The sequence below is a fragment of the Pseudomonas sp. P20 genome (assembly GCF_016463925.1).
GTDB classification, from domain to species: Bacteria; Pseudomonadota; Gammaproteobacteria; order Pseudomonadales; family Pseudomonadaceae; genus Pseudomonas; species Pseudomonas aeruginosa.
This window is the reverse complement of sequence record NZ_JAEMVM010000008.1, coordinates 171767-194637: the sequence shown is the minus strand read 5'-3', so window position 1 is coordinate 194637 and position 22871 is coordinate 171767. Positions and strand designations below refer to the sequence as shown.

Below are 22871 nucleotides of genomic sequence, written 5' to 3'. Positions count from 1 at the left end.
AGGACGGGCCTGCGAACCTTCCCCGGAGGACGCGATCAAAGCGCTATCATCGGCCCATGAAGACCTCCATGCCGCGCGCCCTCCTCGCCCTGTTCTGCCTGCTCGCCAGCCTGGCCCACGCCGCTCCCAACAGCATCCTGCACCGCCCCTACGACCTGGACACCGGGCACGGCGTGCTGCGCGGCTCCTTGCTGCTGCCGCGCAGCGCCGTGCCGCCGCCGGTGGTCCTGCTGGTCGCCGGCTCCGGTCCCACCGACCGCGACGGCAACAACCCCTTCGGCGGCAACAACCGCTACCTACTGCGTCTCGCCGAGGCCCTGGCCGAACGCGGAATCGCCAGCGTGCGCTACGACAAGCGGGGAGTCGCCCGCAGCCTGGCGGCGGCGCCGCGCGAGGAAGACCTCAGCGTCGGCGTCTATGTCGACGACGTGGTCGCCTGGAGCGAGCGGCTGGCCCGCGACCCGCGCTTCTCCCGGCTGATCCTGGTCGGCCATAGCGAAGGCGCGCTGATCGCCAGCCTGGCGGCGCCTCGCACGCCGGCCGAGGAATTGATCGCCATCGCCGGCAGCGGCCAACCCATCGACCGGGTGTTGCGCGAGCAACTGCGCGGTCGCCTGCCGCCGGCGCAACTGCGCCAGGCCGACTCGGTGCTGGCTTCGCTGAAGGCCGGCGAGACCCGCAGCGATATCCCGCCGGCGCTCGCCAGCCTGCTCCGACCCAGCGTGCAGCCGTACCTGATCTCGCTGTTCCGCGAAGACCCGGCCCGCGCGTTCGGCCGCCTGCGCATCCCGACCCTGATCGTCCAGGGCCGCAATGACATCCAGGTCGGCGTCGCCGACGCCGAGGCGCTCCAGCGAGCCAAGCCCGACTCGCAACTGGTGCTCATCGACGGCATGAACCACATCCTGCGGATCGCCCCGAGCACCGGTCTCCAGCAGCTTTCCGCCTACAACGACCCGAACCTGCCGCTGGCCCGGCAACTGGTCGAGGCGGTCAGCCGCTTCATCCTGCGCGGCGCAGAGGCGGAAAAAGGCCGCTGAGCCGCTACAGAAATCGCTTCCCGCGCCGACAAGTTCTGAAAGCCGGCCCGTGAAGGCGGCCGGCCAGAGGATGTCCGATGATCGATAGCGATACCCAACCGGCCGCAGAAGAAGCCGAGAAGAAACCGCCGCACCCCTGGGCCGAACTGGCGCCGGAGCATTTCCGCCTGCTCCGCCTGGCGCCGCTGCCCACCGACCGCGCGACCGGCGCCCGCCCCCTGCGCTTCGTCCAGCTCGGCAGGGTCGAACGGCACAGCGCGGACCAGAGCCTGCTGCGCCTGAGCATCCAGGTGCCAGGCCTGATGCTGCGCAAGGAGCAGAACCTGCTGGAGGTCTGGGCCGATCATCGCAACAAGGAAGTGCGTTTCGGCTCGGACGCCGGGCTCAGCCTTGAACCCTTGAACCGCGGGCTGGGCCGTTTCCTGCTGGCCCAGGCGATCGCCTGGGCGCAACGACGCTGGGCCCACTACAAGGTGGAAGGCGGCGCACTGGCGCTGAAGGATGGCCTGACCGAAGACGCACGCCTGCGCCGCGACCATTTCATCCGCGCCCAGGGCTTCGACGTCAGCTATGAGGACCAGCGGTTGCTCAAGGCCCGCTACAGCGCCGGCCGGGTCAGCGAGCTGCACAGCGATTGGCACAAGGACAAGGTGCAGATCGTGCCGCTGCTGGACGCCGCGGCGATGCTGGAACAGGCCGAGCAGACCCTGCAGGCCCAGGATGCGGAGATCCGCCAACTGGAACAGCGCATCAACCACTACCGCCGCGACGACACCAGCTTGCGCTTCACCATCGCCTGCCTGACCGCCTTCGCGGTGTTCCAGGCCGGCCTGCTGATCTGGATCGCCACTCACTGAACCGGCGGCACCAGCCGCCTCCGATCACTTTTCCAAGCGCGAACGGAACAGTTCCCGGTGCTCGCGGCACTGCGCGGCGGACAGCATGAACACCCCGTGGCCGCCGTGCTCGAACTCCAGCCAGGTGAAGTCCACTTCCGGATACAGCGCCTGCACATGGACCTCGCTGTTGCCCACCTCGACGATCAGCAGGCCTTTCTCGCTGAGGTGGTCGGCCGCCTCGGCGAGCATCCGTCGCACCAGGTCCAGGCCGTCGTCGCCGCAGGCCAGGCCGAGTTCAGGCTCATGATGGAACTCCGCCGGCATGTCGGCGAAATCCTCGGCATCCACGTAGGGCGGATTGGACACGATCAGGTCGAAGCGCTGGCCGGGCAGCCCGGCGAAACCGTCGCCCTGGACGGTGTAGACCCGCTCGCCGAGGTCGTGGCGCTCGATATTGACGTTGGCCACCTCCAGCGCATCGAAGGACAGGTCGGCGAGCACCACCTCCGCCTGCTCGAACGCATAGGCGCAGGCGATGCCGATGCAGCCGGAACCGGTGCAGAGGTCGAGGATTCGCGCCGGCTCGGCCGGCAGCCAGGGCGCGAAGCGCTGTTCGATAAGTTCGGCGATAGGCGAGCGCGGCACCAGCACGCGTTCGTCGACGCTGAAGGGAATCCCGCAGAACCAGGCTTCGCCCAGCAGGTAGGCCGCCGGAATCCGTTCCTCGATGCGCCGCCGGAGGATCTCCGCCAGCTCGGCGCGTTCATCGTCTTCCAGGCGACAATCCAGGTAGCTGTCAGAAATTTCCCAGGGAAGGTGCAGGGAGCCCAGAACCAGGTGGCGCGCCTCGTCCCAGGCATTGTCGGTGCCGTGACCGAAGAACAGGCCGGCGGCGTGGAAACGGCTGACAGCCCAGCGGATGTAGTCGCGCAGGGTGAGCAGACGGGACTCGGACATGACGGAATTGCTCCTCGCAACGCACAAAAGGGCGACATTCTAGCCGATCGCGCCGGAGCTGGCCTCCAGCGCGGGAAGTCCATACCACTTTAGTGCGCATGCGGCAAAGGTTCACAGGCTCGCCGATAGGGGCCAGAATGAAAGGCATGTGCCTTCTCAGGAGTAGTGACATGCCTCATCCGCTCACCCTTTTGCAGATCAGCGGACGCGGCTACCCGCCAGCCCCCCTTCGGCAGAGCACCTTGCTGATCATCGATGCCCAGGAAGAGTACCGCAGCGGCGCCCTGCGCCTGCCAGGCCTCGACGCCGCCGCCGCGGAGATCGGCGTGCTGGTGCAGGCGGCCCGCGCCAGCGGTACGCCCATCGTGCATGTACGCCACCTGGGTATCCAGGGCGGCCTGTTCGATCCGCAAGGGCCGCGCGGCCAGTTCCTCCCGGAACTGCAACCGGAAGCCGGGGAAAAAGTCGTGGAGAAACGCCTGCCCAATGCCTTCTCCGGCACCGAGCTGCACGACCTGCTGCAGAACCACGGCCGTCTCGACCTGATCGTCTGCGGCTTCATGACCCATTCCAGCGTCAGCACCACCGTGCGCGCGGCCAAGGACTACGGCTACCGCTGCACCCTCGCCGATAGCGCCTGCGCCACCCGCGACATACCCACCCTGAACGGCGGGGTCCTGAGCGCCGCGGACCTGCAACGCGCCGAGATCGCCGCCCTCGGCGACAACTTCGCGGCGATCGTCGCCCAGGCCCGGGAACTGCTCTGACCGCCCATCCAGCCGCCCTCCCGTCCCGCCCTGCGGAGGACTAGTCTGCCTGCAGGGCCATGGCTTGCGGCGAGAAGACGAGTGGCGCACGGTTTGCCCACGGCTCCCGGGAATCCGGGAACCCGGCCGGAAGGTTCCGGTCCTAGCCCCGATGACACACGAGGAAGTCGGGATGAAGTTGTCCGATAGTTTCGATGCGCGCCGGCTGCGCCCGCGCCGGCCGAGAGTCTGGCGCTGGCGCCTGGCGGCGGCGTTCGCGGCCCTGGTGGCGAGCCTGGGCGTGCTGCTGTCGCTGGCCGGCACCTCGGCCTTGATCGGCCGCCAGCCGGCTGTCGGCATGCTGCATATCGAACCCGCCGCTGGCGGCGTCTTGCTGGCCCTTGGCCTGCTGTCGCTCTGCCTCGGCGTGTTCTTCTGGCGTTTCAGCCGCCGCCGCAGCCGCCGCAACAGCGACCTGAGCCTGTCGCCGAACCTGATGAAAAAGCGCGACTGAGCGGGCTGCCGGCGTCCGGCCGATCCGGTAAACTGCGCCGCTTCGCGGAGGCTCCCATGCAAGACGACGACTTTTCCCTGTTCAAGAGCGAGATGCGCGGCGTCAAGCGCATCTCGGTCGATCGAGCCGATACCGGCAAACCTCGCAACGACCGCCAGCAACTCAAGCAGCGCCAGCTCAATGCCAGCGTGCGCAACGACGAAATCCGCGTCGATGGCCTGTCCGACCAGTTCGTCATCGACGTCGGCCCCGAGGACGAGCTGTCCTGGGCCCGCGACGGCGTCCAGGAAAGCCAGTTGCGCAAGCTCAAGCAGGGCCTGGTGCCCTTCGACGGTAGCCTCGACCTGCACGGCATGAGCGTGGAGAAGGCCCGGCAGACGCTATGGGACTTCCTTGCCGAGGCCACCCGCCTGGAAATCCGCTGCGTGCGCGTGACCCATGGCAAGGCCGCGCGCAAGGACGGACGCAGCCCGCTGGTGAAAAGCCACGTCAATACCTGGTTGCGCCAGCACCCGCAGGTGCTCGGTTTCACCTCCTGCCTGCCACGCCACGGCGGCACCGGCTCGGTCTACGTGATGCTGCGCAGGACCATGCTCGAAGGCCGCGACGAGTAGCCGGCAAGCGCCGAGTCTTGCCAGCGGCCCGGCGACGTCCTACCCTCCGCGCTGGTAATCGTCTGACTGGAACGCCCATGTCCCTGGAACAACACTACTCCTCGATCCTCACCCAGCTCGGCGAGGACGTTAACCGCGAAGGTCTGCTGGACACGCCCAAGCGTGCCGCCAAGGCCATGAAGTACCTGTGCCGCGGCTACCAACAGAGCCTGGAAGAAGTCGTCAACGGTGCCCTGTTCAGCTCCGACAACAGCGAAATGGTATTGGTCAAGGACATCGAGCTGTACTCGCTCTGCGAGCACCACCTGCTGCCCTTCATCGGCAAGGCCCACGTGGCCTATATCCCGAACGGCAAGGTGCTCGGCCTGTCGAAGGTCGCGCGGATCGTCGACATGTACGCCCGCCGCCTGCAGATCCAGGAGAACATGAGCCGGCAGATCGCCGAGGCGGTCCAGCAGGTCACCGGCGCCCTCGGCGTCGCGGTGGTGATCCAGGCCCAGCACATGTGCATGATGATGCGCGGCGTGGAAAAGCAGAACTCGTCCATGGTCACTTCGGTGATGCTCGGCGAATTCCGCGACAACGCAGCCACCCGCAGCGAATTCCTCAGCCTGATCCGCTGAGGCCAGGTCCGCTGGCGAAAGAACCGGCCCCACTGGGCCGGTTTTGCGTTTCCCTCCCCGGCGATCAGCCGAAGAAGCGCTTCATCGAGCGCGACAACCAACCGCCCTCGCTCTTGTCCTTGACCAGTTCGGACATGCTGTGGCGTACCGCATCCACATATCCGGCGTCGTCGTTGCGGATGTGGTTGAACAGCCAGCGCGAGAGCAAGCCCTTGAGTTCGTCGCCGACATCCTCGCCGGCCTGGAAGCGCACCCGGTATTCGGAGACCCGGCGGATGAACAGCTCGTGGATCTTCTTGTGCGCCCGGGAAAACTGGTAGCCGGCGTCCTCCATCAGGGTTTCCTCGAAGGCGAAGTGCGACAGCGTGTAGTCCACCAGCTCCTCGATCACCTCGGCGATCGCCGCGTGTTCCTTGCCTTGCTGGGCGTCGTGCAGGTGATTGATCATCTCGACGATGCGTTTGTGTTGATTGTCGATGACCTGAATACCGGTATTCAGGTCATCCTGCCAGACCAGATGCGCCATGATGACTTCCCCCAAGCGAACAGCGAACGGCCTTTCCGAACGGCCTGGGGCCAGGGTATTTTTGTGACGCAGTACGGGTATTGACGCCGGTCAAGCGGGACAAGATGTTAATGAATTTCGCATGAATTCATTCGCCCCCCTCGCGGCGGCATGCTCGCTCGATCCGCTCGGTTTCGCGCGGCTGAACATCCGCCATCGTCGCCGGAAAGCGGCGTCACCAGTGGTCCCGACAGGACAGGAAGGAAATGAACCTGATCGCGCACGTGGAAATACCGGTGTCCGACCTGGGGAGGGCGATGCGTTTCTACGCCTCGGTGTTCGGAGTGGCGTTCGGCGAGGTAGCCACCCTGCACGGAAGCAGAATGGCGCATTTCCCCTTCGAGGAAGGCCGTGACGGTGCCAGCGGCGCACTCGCCGAGGGCGACGTCTACGTGCCTACGCTACATGGGGCGATCATCTACCTGAATGTCGCGGACCTGGATGCCGTCATTGCCCGGGCCCTCGGCGAAGGCAGCGAAATCCTCTTCCCGAAGACGCCGCTTGGCGACGGCGTGTTCATCGCCGAGATCAGGGACAGCGAAGGCAATCGTATCGCCCTGCGGAGCGCTTGCGGAGAGCGGCCGTAGAGGTCCTGCAAACCGAGCGCCGCCGGCTCAACGGGCAAGAACGCCGGCCAGCCAGGAACGCCGCGCGCCCAGCGCTTCCTGCAATTCGCGGACGCCGATGCAGCGCCGTTCGGGGTCGAGGCTCAGGGCGGTACGCAGCGCCGGCCAGCAGCGCCGAGGCAGGTGTCCGGGCGCGCGCAGCTGGCGCTCCAGCCCCTGCTCCCGGGCCTGGTTCGAGGGCAGGCGGCGGAACGGATGGCGACCGTCGGCCAGTTCGTAGAGGACGCAGGCCAGCGCATACAGGTCGGCCGCCGGCGACAATGGCGCGCCCTCGAGCAGTTCGGGAGCGGCGTAGCCCGGAGTCCAGGCGTCGATGCGGCCCCGGCTGAGCTGCGGCAGGCCATCCAGGATGCCTGCCTGCGCCTGGCCGAGGCCGAAGTCGAAGAGCCGCACGCCCTCTTCGCCGAGCATCACGTTGCTCGGCTTCAGGTCGCCATGCAGTACTCCTTGTTCGTGGACGTAGGCCAGAACATCCAGCAACGGCCGGGCGATCGCGCTCAGCTCGGACCAGGGCAGGCCTTCGGGACGCTCGCAGAGCAGGCGGTCGAGCGGCAGGCCAGGCATGAGTTCCATGACGATGTAGGCGCGCTGGCATGCGGTGTCGACGTCGAAGGTGAACAGACGCACGACGTTCGGATGGCGCAAGCGCCGGGTCAGGGCGAACTCGCTATAGAGCAAGGCGCTGGCGTCGGGTGACTCGGCGACCGACTCGTTGAGCAGCTTCAGCGCTACCAGCGGCGCCGGGTCGCCGAACTGCTCATGGAGCAGGTCCCGGGCACGGTAGACCGCCCCCATGCCGCCGGCGCCGAGCATCCGCTCCAGACGGTAGCGCCCGGAAAGAACGTCCGGCAGCGGACCGGGCAACACCGCCGGCAGGTCCGGCGCCGAGGCGGTCGGGGCGGCGAAGGCGAAATAGGTCAGGTTCGCGCCGCCCTCCTCCTCCGGCAGCAGCTCCAGCGACGACAGCGGTTCGTTCATTGGCGGATCACCACGGCCGTCAGGTTGTCCCGTGCGGCGCCGCTCAGGGCACCGTCGAACAGCCGCTCCACCGCCACCTGCGGCGATGCCAGGCTCAACGCGCGACCCAGCGCATCGGCGCTCAGCTCTTCGTAGAGCCCGTCGCTGCAGAGCAGGAAGACATCACCGGGATGCACCTCCAGTTCCAACACGTCCAGCACCAGTTGTTCGCTAGCGCCGACGGCACGGGTCAGCGCGCGCGCCGAGGGATAGGCGCGGGCCTGCTCGATATCCATCCGCCGTTCGTCGACCAGTCGCTGCAACAGCGAGTGGTCGCGGGACAGCTGGTACAGCCGCTGGCCGCGCCACAGGTAGCAACGGCTGTCGCCGACCCACACGCAGGCCGCCCGCGACCCCTCCACGACCAGCGCCACCACCGTACTGCCGATGATCCTGTCGCCGCGTTCGGCGCTGAGGGTGAGTTCCTCGCCCAGGCGCCGGTTGAGCCAGTGCAGGCACTGGCGCATCGCGTTCAGGCGCTCGTCGAATCCCGCCCGGGCCGGCAGTTCCGCCAGGCTGGTGACGATCATCCGGCTGGCCAGGTCGCCGGCCTGGTGCCCGCCCATGCCATCGGCGACCGCCCAGAGCCCGCGATCCGGGCAGTCCAGGAAGGCATCCTCGTTGCGCGCGCGGACCTTGCCGCGATCCGTGCGCGCCGCGCTGCGCCAGGGCTCGGTGCGTTGCATCAGAGCTGCACCGGCATGCGGAAGCTGCGCAGGACCGCGAGATCGAACGGATTCGGCGTGCGCTGGGCGAGCAGCAGGTAGTTGGCGCGCAGGCCGCCCAGGTCGGCCTTGAGCACCATCACGTCACGCCCGCTGAGGTACTCGGTCTGCATCAGGTCGAACAGCCTGAACAGCGACCAGGGCCCGGTATTGCGTTCGATTCCCACCGGTCGTCCGGCCATCTTCTCCAGCACCAGGCTGGTGCGGCCGCCGTCGGCGTCGCTGGGCCACTTGAACGACATCGGCACGATCGGGCCGTGGCGGTACTCCATGGACTGACCGTCGAAACGGAACTCGGCGCGGCTGACGCCAGGATCGAGGGTATAGGGCTCCAGGCGGAAGCGCACCTGTGGCTCGGCCGGGTTCTCGGCGAAGAAGCTCTGGCGGATCACCTGGGCCGTGCCCATCTGGTCGAGATAGACCTTGGACATCGGCAGGCTGTAACCGTCCACGCTGCGCAGGCGGTAACTGCCCGGGTCGCCGCTGACGAAGGGCCGCATGTAGGTTTCGAAGAAGCGTTCGGCGACGCCCTGCGCCTTGAAGAACTCGCGGAAATCGCTGACCGCGACATCGCTGGCGCTGTGCGCGTTGAACGGGTAGCGCTTGTTGATCGCCTTGCTGTAGAAACCGTACAGCTCGCTCTGGTAGCGCTGGTTGAGGTACAGGTAGGTATCGCCGAGGACCAGCCGCCAGGCGTCTTCGGCCAGCACGCTGAACCATCCGCCGAGCGGTCGCGGCAGTCGCGCGGAGGCGTTGCGCAGGTTGCTCAGGGCATCGCGCTGGCCGCCCATGCGGCTCTTCGCCATGTCGAAAGCCGCCTGCTCCGGCTGGCTGGCGCGCGCCAGTCCGGCGAGTTGCAACTGCAACTCGTTGAGCGCCTGCAACAGCGGGGTGAGGTCGGCCGCCGGGCCGTTGTTATCGTCGAGCAGGCGATGCAGGGGCTCGAAGCGGCGTTGCAGGGACTTCTTCGCGGTATCCGGCAGGTTCTTCGCCAACGCGTCCCTGGCCTTGCCGGCCGCCGCGGCGGCCGCCTTGCCCAGCTTGCCGCCCTTTTCCGCGGCCTTGTCGCTGGCCTCTGCCAGCGCCTCGGCGCTCTCCGCCAGGACCGGGAAACGGGTGTTCTCACGGACCTCCAGCAACAACTGGAGGAGCGGCGAGTTGGCGGCGAGCAGCCCGGAAACCTGGTCGGCGCCCTCGCCGGCATCGTTGAACGGCAGCAGGCCCAGGCGTCCGACCGCCTCGCTCCAGAAGTTCGCGTAGTCGCGGAAATACAACTGCTCGAGTTCGACCATCAGGCGCCGCAGGTCCATGTCGCTGATCCCGCTGCCCTCGCCCAGGACCCAGTTGTCGCGAAGGATGTCGTTGACCAGGCTGGCGCCCTGGACCACGAAGTATTGCTGGTAGCCCTGCTGGGTGTAGAACCCCGGGATCACGTAGTCGGTGCCGACGAACAGACCGGCCTGCGGCCCCAGGTGCTGGCCGAAGCGATACTCGGGCAGGCTTCGCGCCTGTTCGCGCAGCACCCGGTAGACCACGTTGGCCAGGGACTCGCTGCGCAGCACCTGGCGTGCCTGGGCCACCAGGGTCTCGTTCAGCGGATAGCTGAACGGTTGCTCGAGCAGACGGGCGAAATGCGTGTTCAGGCCATTCTGCACGGTGCCGTTGCCGGCATAGCGCTGCGACCAGTCGGTAGCCACCCAGTCCTTGAGCCATCCGTTCTCGCGGCGCTCGCGCAGATTCAGCATCAGGTAGGCCCGCAGGCTGTTGAGCAGGCGTTCGCGATTCTGCATGTTGCCGCGGATCTGCGCTTCGAGCATCCGCGCCACGCGCGGCAGCAGTTGCGTCTCCAGCTCGCGGCGATAGGCAGCGGCCAGCGGCGGGTTGACCTCGTTGCCCTGGTACAGCCCGGCGCGCTCGTGCAGCGAGACTTCCCCTTTGGGCGGAAACACGGTGGTCGCCGCATAGCTGCTATCCAGCGTCTTCAGCGCCGCCATGGCGTCGTCGCGCTCGCCAAGCGCCTGGCGCTGCTGGGCCCATTGCTGCGCCAGCTCGCGGACCCGCTCCAGGCGCTCGTGGTTGGCCGAGAAACCGCCAGCCCAGAGCAGGCCGAATAGCAGAAGGAGCGCCAGCGAACCGACGTACAGGGCGCGCTGGCCCCAGTGGATGCGCGTGCGTTCGCGGCGATCGAGACCTGCCAGGTTGGCCTCGGGGAAGATCACCTGGCTCAGCAGGTGATGGATGAAGCGCGAGCGCCCGTTGCGCAGGGTCGGCAGCAGGCCGCTGGCGATCCCCAGGTTGGCGCCGATGCCGGCGGTGTCCTCGTCCAGCTGCTGGGCCAGGTGCGGCGCGCTGGTCAGGTAGAAGCCGCGCAGGCGGCTGGCGCGCTGGTAGCGGTTGCCGGTGAAGGCGAGTTCGACGAACAGGCACAACCGCTCGCCGATCTGGCCAAGCTGGTGCGGGAAGTCCAGGATGCGACCGCGACGCAGGGTATCGCGCTCCTGGTGGATGCGCATGATCACCTGGCTGTTCAGGCGTCGCAGAAGGTCCTCGAACGCCTGGCGCAGGACCGTCACATCGGTGCCGTTCTGCTCCTTGCCGAAGCTGGTGCCCAGAACCTGGTCGCTCTCCTCGCGGCTCAACTGGTCGAAGAACTCGTCGAAGCCGAGCAACTGGTCGGCCTTGCTCAGCACCAGGTAGACCGGCAGATCGAGGTGCAGGGTCTGCTGGATTTCCTGCAGGCGCGCACGCACCTGGCGAGCCAGCGTATCCAGCGCCATCTCGTCGTCACTGAGCAACGTTTCCACCGGAATCGACACCATCACGCCATTCAGCGGCCGTGCGCGGCGGCGCTTGCGCAACAGGCCGAGCAGGGTCGCCCAGGCGCCCCCGTCGACCTCGCCGTCGGCTTGGGTCAGGTAGCGCCCGGCGGTGTCGATCAGGACGCCGTGGTCGGCGAAGTACCAGTCGCAGTAGCGCGTGCCGGCGGTGTCGCGGGTCAGCTTGCGGTCGATCCGGTTGATCGGGAATTCCAGTCCGGAAAAGTCCAGCAGGCTGGTCTTGCCGCTTCCCTGCGGGCCGATCAGCAGGTACCAGGGCAGCTCGTTGCGCCAGCGCTCGCTGCGACCGCGGTACAGGCTGGAGGTCTTCAGGGTGCGCAAGGCGTCCTTGAAGCGGCTGCGCAATTCCTTCTGTTCGTCTTCGATCAGACCGTCGCGGCGCAGGCGCTCCTGGCCCTCGTCGCTGTCCTCGACGGCCTTGCGCCGCACTCCGGCGCGCCAGCTGACGAAGACCATCGCCAGCCCCCAGACCAGGAACATCAGGCTGATGCTCAGCAACCGCGAGGTCGGGCTTTCCCAGAACTTGTAGTCGGCGACCGCCAGCAGCGGCCCGACGAACCACACCAGCAATGCCGCCAGGAGTACCAGCAACAGCGTCCAGACCCACGTCTTGCGCAGGAAGGCGCCGACTTTCTTGAAGAAGTTTTTCATTTCGCGTCCCTGTGTTTACGAACCGGGCTGTCCTGCCGCCGCATCGAGCGACTGGTAAGGCTGCAGCACCGTGTCGCGTTGTTCGCCGAGAACCCAGGCGAATCCCGAATACATCACCACCAGGCAGACCAGGGTGAACAGCGCCACCATCCACCAGGGCACGATCCGCACCAGGCCGCGACGCTGGTCGCTGAGCCCCTGCCAGTGCGGCGACAGTTCGCGCGGCACGTCGCCGCGCAACTGGCGGATCTGCCGGTAGAGCGCATCGGAAATACCGTCCAGGTCGAGCACGCCGCGAGCCATCACCCGGTACTTGCCCTCGAAGCCGAGGGCCAGGCAGAGGTACATCAGCTCCAGCATCGGCAGGTGCTTGACCGGGTTCTTCGACAGCCGGTCGAGCAACTGGAAGAACTTCTCGCCGCCGAAGGTCTCGTTATGGAAGCTGCTCAGCAGGCTGATCTTCGACCATTCGCTTTCGTTGCCCCACGGGGTGGTCACCACCGCCTCGTCGACCACCGTGCACAGCACGTAGCGCGCCGCCATGACCTGGCTGTTTTCCACGCTATCCTGCACGGCGCGGAATTCGAAGAGCTTCATGGCGGAGGTCAACCGCTCCTTGAGCGCCGCAAGGTTCTCCAGCACGGTGCTGTGCTTGAGCCGGACCACTTCCGAAAGCAGTTCGGAAGCCGCCGCCACCAGCGGGTTCAGGCTGACGTTGAAGGCCTCGCCCGGACGCAGGCGCGCCGCGTAGATCATCCGCTCCTCGAGCTGCTCGAAGCGCGGCGGTTCGGCGAAATCGGTCAGCGGCCCCTGGGCCGGTACCTGTCCCTGGTGATCGAGGAGGACGGTCTTCTCGTCCTCGTGGTATTCCCTTTCCTTGATCATGTTCAGTTCCTGATGGCCCAGAATTTCAGTTCAAGCTCGGAGAACTCGCCGGATACGTGGAACGCGAAACCGCCGGAGCGCTCCAGCTGGGCCATGTCCTCGGCGTTGGGTTCGAGAATGAAATAGGTCTTGTTGGAGTGGAACGGGATCTGCCGCGGCGCCACCGGCAGCGGCTTGACCCGGATCCCCGGCAGGTGCAGGTTGACCAGTTGGCGAATGTGCTCGACCGCACCCACCTTGAGATGCGCGGGCAGCCGCTGGCGCAGTTCCTCCGACTCGCAATTGGCACTGGCGGCGAGCACGAACGAGGCGCTGCCGAGCAGCTTGTGGTCGTGCAGGGGCGAGACCAGGATGCCGTACTGGCGGGCCTGGAGAGGCAGTTCGATGGCATGCTGCTCGAGCACCATCGACAGGACCTGGCGGATCGCCTCCATCAGCCTGCGGAAGCTGGCGCCCTGGTCGCTGTGCTGGTAACGGCTGTCCAGGCGCGGACGCTTGCTCTCGCTGCCGAAGGTGGCGAGGTCGCCGAGCATGGTCAGCAGCACCCGGTACAACTGCTCCGGATGCACCTGCTCCAATCCCAGGTAGTGGCGCAGCAGCAACTCGGTGCGATTGATCAGTTGCAGCATCATGAAATCGCCGACCTCCGCGCCGCCGACCTTGCCATTGGACCGGATACGCTCGGCGATGGTGTCGCCGCGATGGCCGAGCATGCTGATCACCTCCTTCAGGCAGGACAGCAGGTAGGCGGATGCGTGGGCGTGGAGGTAGCTCGGCACGAAGTCGGGGTCGAGGCTGATCACCCCGTCCGGCGTGGTATCCAGCACCACCGCCACCTTCAGTTTGACGTAGGCCTGGTCGCTCTGCTGCTCGCCGAGCAGCAGGCGAAAATCCGGCCGCGCGCAGCTGACCTGCACCATGGAATCCTCGCCGGCGTTGGAGTCCGCCACCTCCAGGTCATAGGCGGTATAGCGCGCCAGGACCTCGGCCTGCTCCGGCCGGCGCGCCTCGATGTGGTTGCCGGTGACCAGCGGCAGGGCCAGGTAGATCGGCACGTTCGAGGTATTGGGCGGCACGTCGAGGGCGAGCGGCTCGGTGTTGCCGCCGAGTTCGAACAGGCTGCCGTCGGGCAATACGCCGGAGGCCTGGCTGATCACCAGCTTGCCCATGTTGAGGAACTGGCGGTCCAGCTCCAGGGCGAGGAAGCCCCAGTTGTAGCTGCCCAGCAACTGGGTCCGGGCCTTCATCTGGTTGTCGTAGTAGCGGTCGTTGTGTTGCAGGTGCTGCGGGCGCAGCAGCATGCCTTCCTGCCAGACGATCTTGTGCACGTTCATCGCGCGTCACCCGCCTTGCCGAGCAATTCGCCGGCATTCAGGATGCCCTTCTGGCCCAGCTTCAGCTCTACCCGGGTCAGCTCTTTCGCCGTGACCGGCACCACGTAGCGCCAGCTTGCCTCGCCGAGATCGCGGTAGGCGGCGAGCACGCCCACGTAGCGGCTCCCCTCCTCCACGCTGAGCTTGAGTTCGACCCGCTCGCCGGGACGCAGCTCCAGCTCCTCGCTGGTCACCAGGTCGGGGTCCAGGGTCTCCTTGGGACGTTCGTAGAGGCTGAAGAAGTCGGCGTTCTCGAACGCCACCGGGTGTTTCAGCTCGAACAGCCGCACTACCACCGGCGACGGCCGGCCATTGAGGTCGGGATTGACCCGCTCGCCGGCGCTCAGGGCGAGGTCGAGCTTGGTCAGTCTGGAATACGGCGACAGCGTGGAACAGCCGGCCAGCAGCGCCAGGACGGCGAGCATGGCCAGCGCCCTGGCTGGCGGGATCGGGCGACGAGACATGGCGATCATCCTTGGTGCTCGGTGTAGAGGGTGGAAATCAGGCGAACCTGCTCTTCGTAGGCCTGGGCGAAATCACGCGCCAACAGACGCTCGCTCCAATCGTCGTCCTGGCATAGCGACTGGTGGTAGCGACCATAGGCACGCCAGCGGCTGCCCGAGGTGGCCAGCAACGGCCGGCGACCGTCGCGCTCGAAACGCAGGGCCAGCTGCTGCGGCGAGAAATGCTCGAGGGTCGCGCGCACCGCCGCCCGGCTGGCGCCGAGCAGCGCCACCTGGTGTGCCTGGAGGTCGCGGAAACTGCGTGCGACGGCCTGTTCGCCACTCAACTGGCCAGGCTTGCCATCCCGTAGCAGATGACCCAGCGCCTCGCCGGCATCGGCGCTGAAGCGCAAGGGATTCTTGCCGGTATCGCGCAACGTGCTCAGCGACAGGCGCAGTTCGTTCTTCAGTTCGCTGCGGGTCCGCAGGCTCTGCTGCAAGCCGCCGATGCACTGCCGCAGCAAACCGGCGGCGTCGATCGCCAGCGCTTCGCGCGCAGCGCCGTCGAGGCCTTCGAGGTCCATTCCCAGGGCCTGGCCGAAACGCTGCCAGAAGGCTTCGTCGCGACCCGGACGCGGACTTTCCACGGGTTCCTGCGGGGCCGCCGGGGCGGGCACCAGCTCCGGTACGACCAGGCTTTCCATGTCGATCCGCGCGTAGTCCGCACGCGCCCCGGCCTCCTGGCTGGGCTGGGCGATCGCGCTCAGGTCGTCGAGTTCGTAGGCATCTGCACCGTCCTGGTCGAGCGCCTGCAACGGATCGAGGGCCAGGAAGGCATCGTCCGGAATGATGCTGCCCGCCGGCTGCGGCCGCCCGACGTCCATGGCGAGCTCGTCGGGCTCGCGCAGCAACCGCGCGCGGATCTCGAAGTCGCCGAGCAGGAAGACGCTGTCCTGCTCGATGCGCTGCGGCTCGCCATGCGGCAGGCGGCTGCCGTTGCCGGCGCGGATGCCGTTGCTGCTGGTGTCGGTCAGGTAGAACGCGCCGTTGCGATAGCTGACCCGCGCATGCTGCTTGGACAGGTGCCGCTTGCGATCGGGAATCGCCCAATCGCACTCACCGCCGCGGCCGATGAGGCCGCCGTTCCTGCCGAAGGTCTTGCTGCATAGCTCCGTCGGTACGAATTGCTTGGCGCTGAGCATTTCCAATACCAGTTCCATGAGATCGCTCCTTGCGGTCACTTGCCGCGATTGACCGCCTGCGGATCGCCAAGCGGGCGATAGTCGCCGTCGTTGAATTTGTAGTTGCCGCTGCAACCGGCGAGGCCGCAGAGGACGGCCAGGGCCAGAAGCACGGCGGGCCAGTGACGAACAGGCATCAGGGAGTCTCCATGGAAGGGCCGCGGACGCCGCGCTCCAGGCGCGCGCCCGGCTGGGCTGGTTGGAAGGAAATCTCGATCATGGGCTTCAGGTCCGGGGATCGCCGAAATGAATGTTCAGGCGTCCCATGCGATAGATCAGGGTTCGTCGCGGCAGACCCAGTTCGCGCGCGGCGAGGGTCTGGTTGCCAGCGTTCCTGCGCAGGCAGGCGAGCAGCAGGTCCCGTTCGATCTGCTCCAGATGCTCGCGCAGCTTGAGCGGCGCCTCCGCTTCCGGGGGCGCGCGCAGGGAAAAGTGTTCGGCCAGCAGCACATCGCCTTCGCAGAGCAGTACCGCGCATTCCACCAGTCCCTTCAGCTCCCGAACGTTGCCGGGAAAGCCATAGCCGTCGAGCAGTTCCAGCGCTTCCGCGGACCAGCCCAACGGCGTGCGGCGCAGGAACACGCAGGCGCGCTCGGCGAAATGCCGGGCCAGTTCGAGGGCGTCGCCCTCGCGCTGGCGCAACGGCGGCAACTCGATGGGAAACTGCGCCAGCCGGTAGTAGAGGTCTTCGCGGAACTTGCCATCGCGTACCAGCAGGGCGAGGTCACGGTGGGTAGCGGCGATGATGCGTACATCGACCTTGTGCGTGTCGTTGCCGCCGAGCGGGCGAATCTCGCCTTCCTGCAACACGCGCAACAGCTTGGCCTGGAGCGAGAGGGGCATGTCGCCGATTTCGTCGAGCAACAGGGTTCCGCCATCCGCGGCATCGAACAACCCGGGGCGATCGCGCTCTGCACCGGTAAAGGCGCCCTTGCGGTAGCCGAACAGCTCGCTTTCCAGCAGGTTTTCCGGAAACGCCGCGCAGTTCTGCACCACGAACGCCTGTGCACGCCGCGGGCCGTACTCGTGGATCGCCCGTGCGACCACCTCCTTGCCGGTGCCGGTCTCGCCCTGCAGCAACACGGTATAGGGGTTGTGCAGGACCTTGCTGATCAGGCGGCAGGTCTCACGCATCGCCGCGCTCCTGCCGATCAGCCCGTAGCCGCTGACCACCGGTGCGCTGGACGGTCCCTGCGGCTCGCCGGAGGGTTGCGAGAGGCGTTGCAGCAGATGCAGCTGGGCCAGCACGAACGAGCCCAGCTGGCCCAGTGGATGGGCGAATCCCTGCAGGTCCAGTGGGCGCCGGGTAGCGCAGACCACCATGCCCTCGACCGTTTTCTCCGGGCTCACCAGCGGAACGCAGAGCAGGGACAGCCAGGGCTGCTCCGCTGCCGGCAGGAAGCCGGTCTCGTGCAGCCGCGACGGCAGGTCGACGAGACTGACCACGCGGTTCTGGCACAGGGCGAACTGCAGCAACTGCTCGCCGGTGTAGTCCGCCGGCAGGCTCGACGGCTCCAGCGCCTGCAACAGGCCGTCCCGGCATTCGGCGTTGAGGGTGAGCGCGGTATGGGTCTGGTCGAGCAGATACAACTGGCTCAGCTCGCAGCCGCTGAGTTCGCCGACTGCGCGTGCGAAACCGCCCAGCAGGGCCGCGGCGTCGGTTTCCCGCGACAGCGCGCCGAACTGAGCGAGCAGGGCTTCGGCGAAGGCCAGGGGTTGCGGTACGCGGCTGAACATCGCACCCACCTCAGGCGAACTCGCAGAGCACGCGGCCGTGCTCGCCCAGCGTCGCATGGACCCGCTCGAGACGCTCGTCGCGCGCCATCGCTTCCAGCAAACGGTCGGCCACCAGCGGCAGCAGGTGCGTGTCCAGCAGGTGGTCGATCAACCGTGCGCCGCTGTCGCTCTGGGTGCAACGCTCGGCCAGGTGGCCCACCAGCGCCCGGCTGTAGTCGAAAGCCAGTTGACGGCGCGCCAGGCGCTCGCCGAGGCGTTGCAGCTTGATCTCGATCAGCTCGCGCAGTACCGGGCCGCCCACCGGGTAGTAAGGCACCACGCGCATGCGCGCCAGCAGCGCCGGCTTGAAATGCCGGCTGAGCGCCGGCCGGATGGTTTCCTCCAGGAGTTCGGCGGAAGGCCGCGCGCCGTCCTGGCAAAGCGCGGCGATGTGCTCGCTGGCGAGGTTGGAGGTCATCAGGATCAAGGTATTGCGGAAATCGATCTCGCGCCCTTCGCCATCGTTGGCCACGCCCTTGTCGAAGATCTGGTAGAACAGGTTGAGCACGTCCGGATCGGCCTTCTCCACCTCGTCCAGCAATATCACCGAATAGGGCTTCTGGCGTACCGCCTCGGTGAGCATGCCACCCTCGCCATAGCCGACATAGCCGGGCGGCGCGCCGATCAGGCGCGAGACGGTGTGCTTCTCCTGGAACTCGGACATGTTGATGGTGGTGATGAAACGCTCGCCGCCATACAGCAGGTCGGCCAGCGCCAGCGCGGTCTCGGTCTTGCCCACCCCGCTCGGGCCCACCAGCAGGAACACGCCGACCGGCGCATCGGGCTTGTTCAGCCCGGCCGCGGTGGCGCGCATCGCGCGGTCCAGGGCGCTGACCGCCTGTTCCTGGCCACGGATCCGCGCCCGCAGGTCGTCGGCGAACCCCATCACCTTGGCGTTGTGTTCCCGCGCCAGTTGTTCCACCGGTACGCCGGTCCAGGCGCCGATCACCTCGGCAACCAGGCGCGGGCAGACCTCGAAGCTGACCAGCCGCCCCTGGGCCTGGGCATCGACGAGCGCCTGGCGGGTTTCGTGAAGGGCCTTTTCCAGGGCTTCGACACCGCCATGCTCGTCGGCCGGGAAAGTCTCCGCGTCCGCCTCGCCGCCCTGCTCTTCCCGGTTCGCCTCGCGGGCCCTGGCCAATTGCTGGCGCAGGGCGAGCAGGCGCTCGGCGAGTTCGCGCTGGCGGCTCCACTGGTCCTCCTGTACGTGCCGCTCGCTTTCCGCCTGGGCCAGGCGCTCCTCCAGCGCCTGCAGGGTATCGTGGTCGATCGGCAGGCCTGCCTCGGCATCGCGGCGCAGGGCCTGGCGCTGGCGCTCGCCTTCGGCCAGCTCGCCGCGCAGGCGCTCGAGGCTCTCCGGCGCCGCCGCCAGGCTGATGCGCACCCGCGCACAGGCGGTGTCGAGGACGTCGACGGCCTTGTCCGGCAACTGGCGACCCGCCAGGTAGCGGGCGGACAGTTCGGCGGCGGCCACCACCGCGTCGTCGCGCAGGTAGATACCGTGGCTTTCCTCGTAAACCCGGGCCAGGCCACGCAGGATCGTCACCGCCTCGGCAACGCTCGGCTCATGCAACTGCACGGGCTGGAAGCGCCGGGCCAGCGCCGGGTCCTTCTCGAAATACTTCTTGTATTCGGCCCAGGTCGTCGCCGCGATGGTGCGCAACTCGCCACGTGCCAGGGCCGGCTTTAGCAGGTTGGCGGCATCCGAGCCGCCGGCCTGACCGCCCGCGCCGATAAGCGTATGGGCCTCGTCGATGAACAGGATGGTCGGCCTGAGCGCTGCCTTCACTTCGTCGATGACGCCTTTCAGGCGCCGCTCGAACTCGCCCTTCACGCTGGCACCGGCCTGCAACAGGCCCATGTCGAGGGACAACAGCTCGACGTCCCTCAGCGCCGGCGGCACTTCCCCTGCGGCGATCCGCGAGGCCAGGCCTTCGACGATGGCGGTCTTGCCGACGCCGGCCTCGCCGACCACGATGGGGTTGTTTTTCCGCCGACGGGCCAGGATGTCGACCATCTGGCGAATAGCCCCGTCGCGACAGAGCACCGGATCGAGCTTGCCGTCGCGCGCCTGCTGGGTAAGGTTGTGGGTGAAACGCTGCAACAGGGACTCGCCGCCGCCCGGCTTGCCGCTGGGCGCGCCCTCCAGCGGCTGCGAGAGCGCGAAATCCTTCAACCGCTCGATGTCGAGCCGCGCCAGCAGCGGCTGGTAGCGGCTGCCGGCATAGCGCAACGGGTTGCGTAGCAGGGCCAGGATCAATGCCGCCTGGTCGATCTGGCTACGGCCCAGTTCGAGGTTGGCCAGCAACAGCGCATCCTGCAGCCACTGCACCAGCTCGGGCGCGAACACCGGATTGCGCGAGGCACTATGCTCGCCCCGCGCTTGCAACGCGGCGTTGAGTTCGCCGGCGTCCACCGCGGCATCCTGCAGGGCGCGCGCCAGCAGTCCCTGGGGACGCTCCAGCAGGCCCAGCAACAGGTCCTCCACCAGTACCTTGCTGCCGCCACGGGCTACGCAGCGCTCGGCCGAGCCTTCGAGGTCGCGCCGGGTGTCGGCATCCAGCGCCTGAATCAGTTGTTGCAGGTCTACGTTGATCATGCTCATCCATCCTTAATGAATCTTGCTGCCCAGCGTCACCACGCCATCCGCACGCTCCCGGCCCAGCCAGCTGGTCCAGCCAAGGCGGCAGGCGTTCTGCGCGCCGATGCGGAACTCACGGATTTCCTCGTGGCGCAAGACCAGCCGGATGTCGTAGTCGAGCGGGTCGCGCAGGGTGAAGCGAACCAGCGCGCAAAGCGGCTGGTAGCCGGGACCGATCGGCAGGAACTCGTGGAAGCGCTGCCAGTCGAGCTGGCGGATATGAATGCGGAACTTGCCGCTGCGGTCGCGGACCCGTTCGCCCAGCACCGCGTCTTCGCCAAGCTGGCTGTTGAACAGGCCGAGCCGGTTGCGCTGCTCTTCGAGGATCGCGACGCGCCGTTCGATACACTGCTCGGCGACCAGTTCGGCATGCTTGAAGTAGTAGCGCAGCACCGACTCGATCAAGGCCGCCGAGTGCGCCCGCAGGCTGAGCAGGCCCAGGTAGGGCAGCAGGCGTTTCCAGTTCAGTTCCCTGGCCTTGCGGATCTCTTCCCCGCCCAATCCGACGAGGGCGAACAACTGAGCGGAGAACGCATCGCTCGCGCCGCTCTGGAAGCTCACCCGGTAGCGGTACTTGCGCCAGATCGGCAACAGCAGCCGATGCAGGCGGTGATGGAAGAGATCGAGGAAGTTCCGCGTAGGATTGCCCTCCTCGCTGTCGCCCAGAGCCTGCTCGCTGTAGAACGCCGGCAACGGCGAACTGGCACCGAACAAGCCGATCAGGTTGAAACGCAGCCGCGCCCGCAGCATGCCGCGCTCTTCGAAGAACTCCACCCGATCGACATCGCTGCCCGGGAAACCGAGGCTAGGATTGGCCTGGAATTCCAACTGATCGTAGAGCGCCTCGTCTCCCAGGCCGGGATATTCCTGACGCAGGCGATCCATGACCAGCAGGACCGCCTGGAACAGCGAGTACTCGCGAATGCCCCGGGCCAGCGCGCTTACAGCAGGGGCTGCAAACCCATGCGCGGTTTCCATTGGTACACGTCTCCCTGTGTGCTCCTCACCCGCAACTCGTGGTAGGAGTTGATGCTGGCGTAAAGCGCGAAAAATTCGTTCAGAACCGAAGCGAACACGAACAGGTCGCCCTCGCCGATGTAGCCTTCCGGATCGATCGTCAGCTCGGTACGCAAGCCGCGCAGCGGCAGGCCCCGATGCAGGCGGTCGACATGCTCGTGGCGGACCGACTTGAGCCCGCCCAGCAGGCGCTTGCTGACCTTCGCCGCATGCTGGTCGTAGTAGCGCGGCAGGTCGTAGGTTTCGAGGATCACCTTGAGCGCGTCGACGTTGGCCAGCGACAGGTAGTTGAGCGACATGTTGCTGATCAGTTTCCAGAGGAAATCGCGGTTCAGCGGCGGCGCGTAGCTCGGCGTCGCCGGGGTGATATTGCGGAAACCGAGGAACTCCGGCGTGCCTTCGCAGGCGACGCAGATATCGCCCAGGCGCAGCCGTTGGGGCAGGTTCTGGTTGGTGCAGGTCAGTTCCACCGACAGCGTCTCGATCTGCTCGGGATGGCGGATGCCGAAGCTCAGGTAGGTGTCCAGGCCATCGTGCAGCAACGAGGTCCGTTGCCGGACGCTGTAGTGGGGCCGTGCTTCCGGGACGTCGAAGCTGGGATCGTGCTCGAAGGACTCGAACGGCACATAGGCCTGGTAGCCGAGCCCGCCCGGCCGCCAGCCGGTGACGCCCTCTACCGAGAACACCCCGCAGTCCTCCAGGCTGTATTCGGCCGGCATCAGCAGGTATTCGTCCTGCTTGCCGTCTAGGCGGATCGGCAGCGCATCGTGGCGGAACAGGTTGGCCACCGGCGTACAGTACAGCTTGACGTTCTCCAGCGTCGGGTGCAGGCGCTGGATGCCGCTCTTGCGGATATCGAAGCGCAACTCGAGGCCGCGGACCTGCTTGAGGGTTTCCTCGGGCAGAGCGCCGAGCAGGTCAAGGCCATCCACGTCGACGAACAGGAACTTGTCCTGGAACGCGAAGTATTCCTGCAGGTAGCGATAGCCACGGAAGGTATTCAGCGGATAGGGAATCAACGCCTCGTCTTCGGCGAACCCCACCGGCTGCACCCGCTCGCCCGTCAGGCGGAACGACATCGGCTTGCCGGCCACGCCATCCAGCGGCCGCCCATGGGCGTCCAGCGGAATCAGCTGGATGCTCTCCAGGTTGCGCAGCAGGCACAGGTAGAGCATCTGGCTGATGTAGCGCTCGCCGGCCAGGTGCAGGCGCAGCCGACTCAGGCCCAGCTCGCCGAGATGCCCGTCGCAGTTCATCGCCAGGCGCAGGCCGAGCAGCGCACCCTCGCCGGTCACCGAATAGTTGAGCGCCTCCAGCACCAGCGGCAGGACCTCGGTGGCGTAGCAGGTACGGAAGCGACAGGCGACCTCGCCCACCGGCCGGCTCTCGACCGGCGTATCGCGCTCCACGCGCAGCGCCCCGCCCGGGCGGGTCAGGGGGTCGAACTGGAGAATGCTGAAAGCCGGCAGCGGGCGCATATAGTTCGGCCACAGCAGGTGCATCATCGAGTGGCTGAGTTCCGGCAACTCGTCGTCCAGCTTCTGCCGCAACCGCCCGGTCAGGAAGGCAAAGCCCTCGAGCAGGCGCTCGACATCCGGATCGCGTCCGACCTGCCCGAGAAACGGGGCCAGGGCCGGGCTACGCTCGGCGAAACGGCGCCCCAGCTGGCGCAGTGCGGTGAGTTCGCTCTGGTAGTAATGATTGAAGGACACGGCCTACCTGCTGGATATCGTTTCACTGA

Annotated in this window: 21 protein-coding genes; 7 read left to right on the top strand and 14 right to left on the bottom strand. The window is 67.0% G+C overall.

Annotated features, from left to right (window positions below):
• The first annotated feature begins 56 nt into the window (after positions 1–56).
• The gene (locus JHD77_RS11470) at positions 57–1040 is read left to right on the top strand and encodes an alpha/beta hydrolase (protein ID WP_019371914.1); all 984 of its coding nucleotides are present in this window, start codon (positions 57–59) and stop codon (positions 1038–1040) included.
• Between the two features lie 77 nt (positions 1041–1117).
• Entirely contained in the window at positions 1118–1897 is a 780-nt protein-coding gene (locus JHD77_RS11465; protein WP_003087649.1) for a hypothetical protein, read from the top strand.
• Between the two features lie 24 nt (positions 1898–1921).
• Here the strand turns inward: JHD77_RS11465 and prmB are convergent, their stop codons facing one another.
• Positions 1922–2836, bottom strand: a complete 915-nt coding sequence (gene prmB, locus JHD77_RS11460) for a 50S ribosomal protein L3 N(5)-glutamine methyltransferase (protein ID WP_003087648.1) — start codon at positions 2834–2836, stop codon at positions 1922–1924.
• A 170-nt stretch (positions 2837–3006) separates the two neighbouring features.
• Here prmB and JHD77_RS11455 point away from each other — a divergent pair, with 170 nt between their 5' ends.
• From JHD77_RS11455 to folE, 4 genes are all read left to right on the top strand, one after another.
• Positions 3007–3603 carry a cysteine hydrolase family protein gene (locus JHD77_RS11455; protein WP_003103179.1) on the top strand — a complete coding sequence of 199 codons (597 nt, stop codon included), beginning with the start codon at positions 3007–3009 and terminating at the stop codon, positions 3601–3603.
• A gap of 172 nt (positions 3604–3775) precedes the next feature.
• Positions 3776–4096 (top strand): hypothetical protein, encoded by a 321-nt coding sequence (locus JHD77_RS11450; protein ID WP_003087644.1) that lies wholly within the window; start codon positions 3776–3778, stop codon positions 4094–4096.
• Positions 4097–4152: 56 nt separating this feature from the next.
• Positions 4153–4710 (top strand): Smr/MutS family protein, encoded by a 558-nt coding sequence (locus tag JHD77_RS11445; protein ID WP_003087642.1) that lies wholly within the window; start codon positions 4153–4155, stop codon positions 4708–4710.
• A gap of 77 nt (positions 4711–4787) precedes the next feature.
• Positions 4788–5333 carry a GTP cyclohydrolase I FolE gene (gene folE / locus JHD77_RS11440; RefSeq protein ID WP_003087639.1) on the top strand — a complete coding sequence of 182 codons (546 nt, stop codon included), beginning with the start codon at positions 4788–4790 and terminating at the stop codon, positions 5331–5333.
• Positions 5334–5397: 64 nt separating this feature from the next.
• Here folE and JHD77_RS11435 read toward each other — a convergent pair whose 3' ends face one another.
• Positions 5398–5859: a bacteriohemerythrin gene (locus JHD77_RS11435; protein ID WP_003087637.1), complete on the bottom strand. Its 462-nt coding sequence runs from the start codon at positions 5857–5859 to the stop codon at positions 5398–5400.
• 245 nt (positions 5860–6104) lie between these two features.
• On the opposite strand from JHD77_RS11435, the gene JHD77_RS11430 reads away from it, so the two are divergent.
• On the top strand, positions 6105–6485 hold the full coding sequence (locus JHD77_RS11430) for a VOC family protein (RefSeq protein ID WP_010794019.1): 381 nt from the start codon (positions 6105–6107) through the stop codon (positions 6483–6485).
• Positions 6486–6512: 27 nt separating this feature from the next.
• Here the strand turns inward: JHD77_RS11430 and JHD77_RS11425 are convergent, their stop codons facing one another.
• From JHD77_RS11425 to tssF, 12 genes are all read right to left on the bottom strand, one after another.
• Positions 6513–7502, bottom strand: a complete 990-nt coding sequence (locus tag JHD77_RS11425; RefSeq protein WP_023119617.1) for a serine/threonine-protein kinase — start codon at positions 7500–7502, stop codon at positions 6513–6515.
• Entirely contained in the window at positions 7499–8227 is a 729-nt protein-coding gene (locus tag JHD77_RS11420; RefSeq protein WP_003087627.1) for a PP2C family protein-serine/threonine phosphatase, read from the bottom strand. Before JHD77_RS11420 ends, JHD77_RS11425 begins: the two co-directional genes overlap by 4 nt.
• On the bottom strand, positions 8227–11754 hold the full coding sequence (gene tssM / locus JHD77_RS11415) for a type VI secretion system membrane subunit TssM (protein ID WP_023119618.1): 3528 nt from the start codon (positions 11752–11754) through the stop codon (positions 8227–8229). Before tssM ends, JHD77_RS11420 begins: the two co-directional genes overlap by 1 nt.
• Before the next feature lie 15 nt (positions 11755–11769).
• Positions 11770–12639: a type IVB secretion system protein IcmH/DotU gene (gene icmH / locus JHD77_RS11410; RefSeq protein ID WP_031756911.1), complete on the bottom strand. Its 870-nt coding sequence runs from the start codon at positions 12637–12639 to the stop codon at positions 11770–11772.
• Positions 12640–12641: 2 nt separating this feature from the next.
• Positions 12642–13973, bottom strand: coding sequence for a type VI secretion system baseplate subunit TssK (tssK, locus tag JHD77_RS11405; RefSeq protein WP_003097790.1), 1332 nt, complete (start codon positions 13971–13973; stop codon positions 12642–12644).
• Complete coding sequence (gene tssJ, locus JHD77_RS11400) at positions 13970–14476, bottom strand: type VI secretion system lipoprotein TssJ (RefSeq protein WP_003114612.1); 507 nt, start codon at positions 14474–14476, stop codon at positions 13970–13972. Before tssJ ends, tssK begins: the two co-directional genes overlap by 4 nt.
• Positions 14477–14481: 5 nt before the next feature.
• Complete coding sequence (gene tagH / locus JHD77_RS11395) at positions 14482–15675, bottom strand: type VI secretion system-associated FHA domain protein TagH (protein ID WP_010794017.1); 1194 nt, start codon at positions 15673–15675, stop codon at positions 14482–14484.
• A 17-nt stretch (positions 15676–15692) separates the two neighbouring features.
• Positions 15693–15833: a hypothetical protein gene (locus JHD77_RS11390; protein ID WP_003087614.1), complete on the bottom strand. Its 141-nt coding sequence runs from the start codon at positions 15831–15833 to the stop codon at positions 15693–15695.
• 88 nt (positions 15834–15921) lie between these two features.
• Complete coding sequence (locus JHD77_RS11385) at positions 15922–17433, bottom strand: sigma-54 interaction domain-containing protein (protein WP_031756910.1); 1512 nt, start codon at positions 17431–17433, stop codon at positions 15922–15924.
• 10 nt (positions 17434–17443) lie between these two features.
• On the bottom strand, positions 17444–20077 hold the full coding sequence (gene tssH / locus JHD77_RS11380) for a type VI secretion system ATPase TssH (protein WP_074231442.1): 2634 nt from the start codon (positions 20075–20077) through the stop codon (positions 17444–17446).
• Positions 20078–20083: 6 nt separating this feature from the next.
• Entirely contained in the window at positions 20084–21091 is a 1008-nt protein-coding gene (gene tssG, locus JHD77_RS11375) for a type VI secretion system baseplate subunit TssG (protein WP_017002570.1), read from the bottom strand.
• Complete coding sequence (tssF, locus tag JHD77_RS11370) at positions 21055–22842, bottom strand: type VI secretion system baseplate subunit TssF (RefSeq protein WP_016851764.1); 1788 nt, start codon at positions 22840–22842, stop codon at positions 21055–21057. The genes tssG and tssF overlap by 37 nt, the downstream gene beginning before the upstream one ends.
• Positions 22843–22871: the final 29 nt, after the last annotated feature.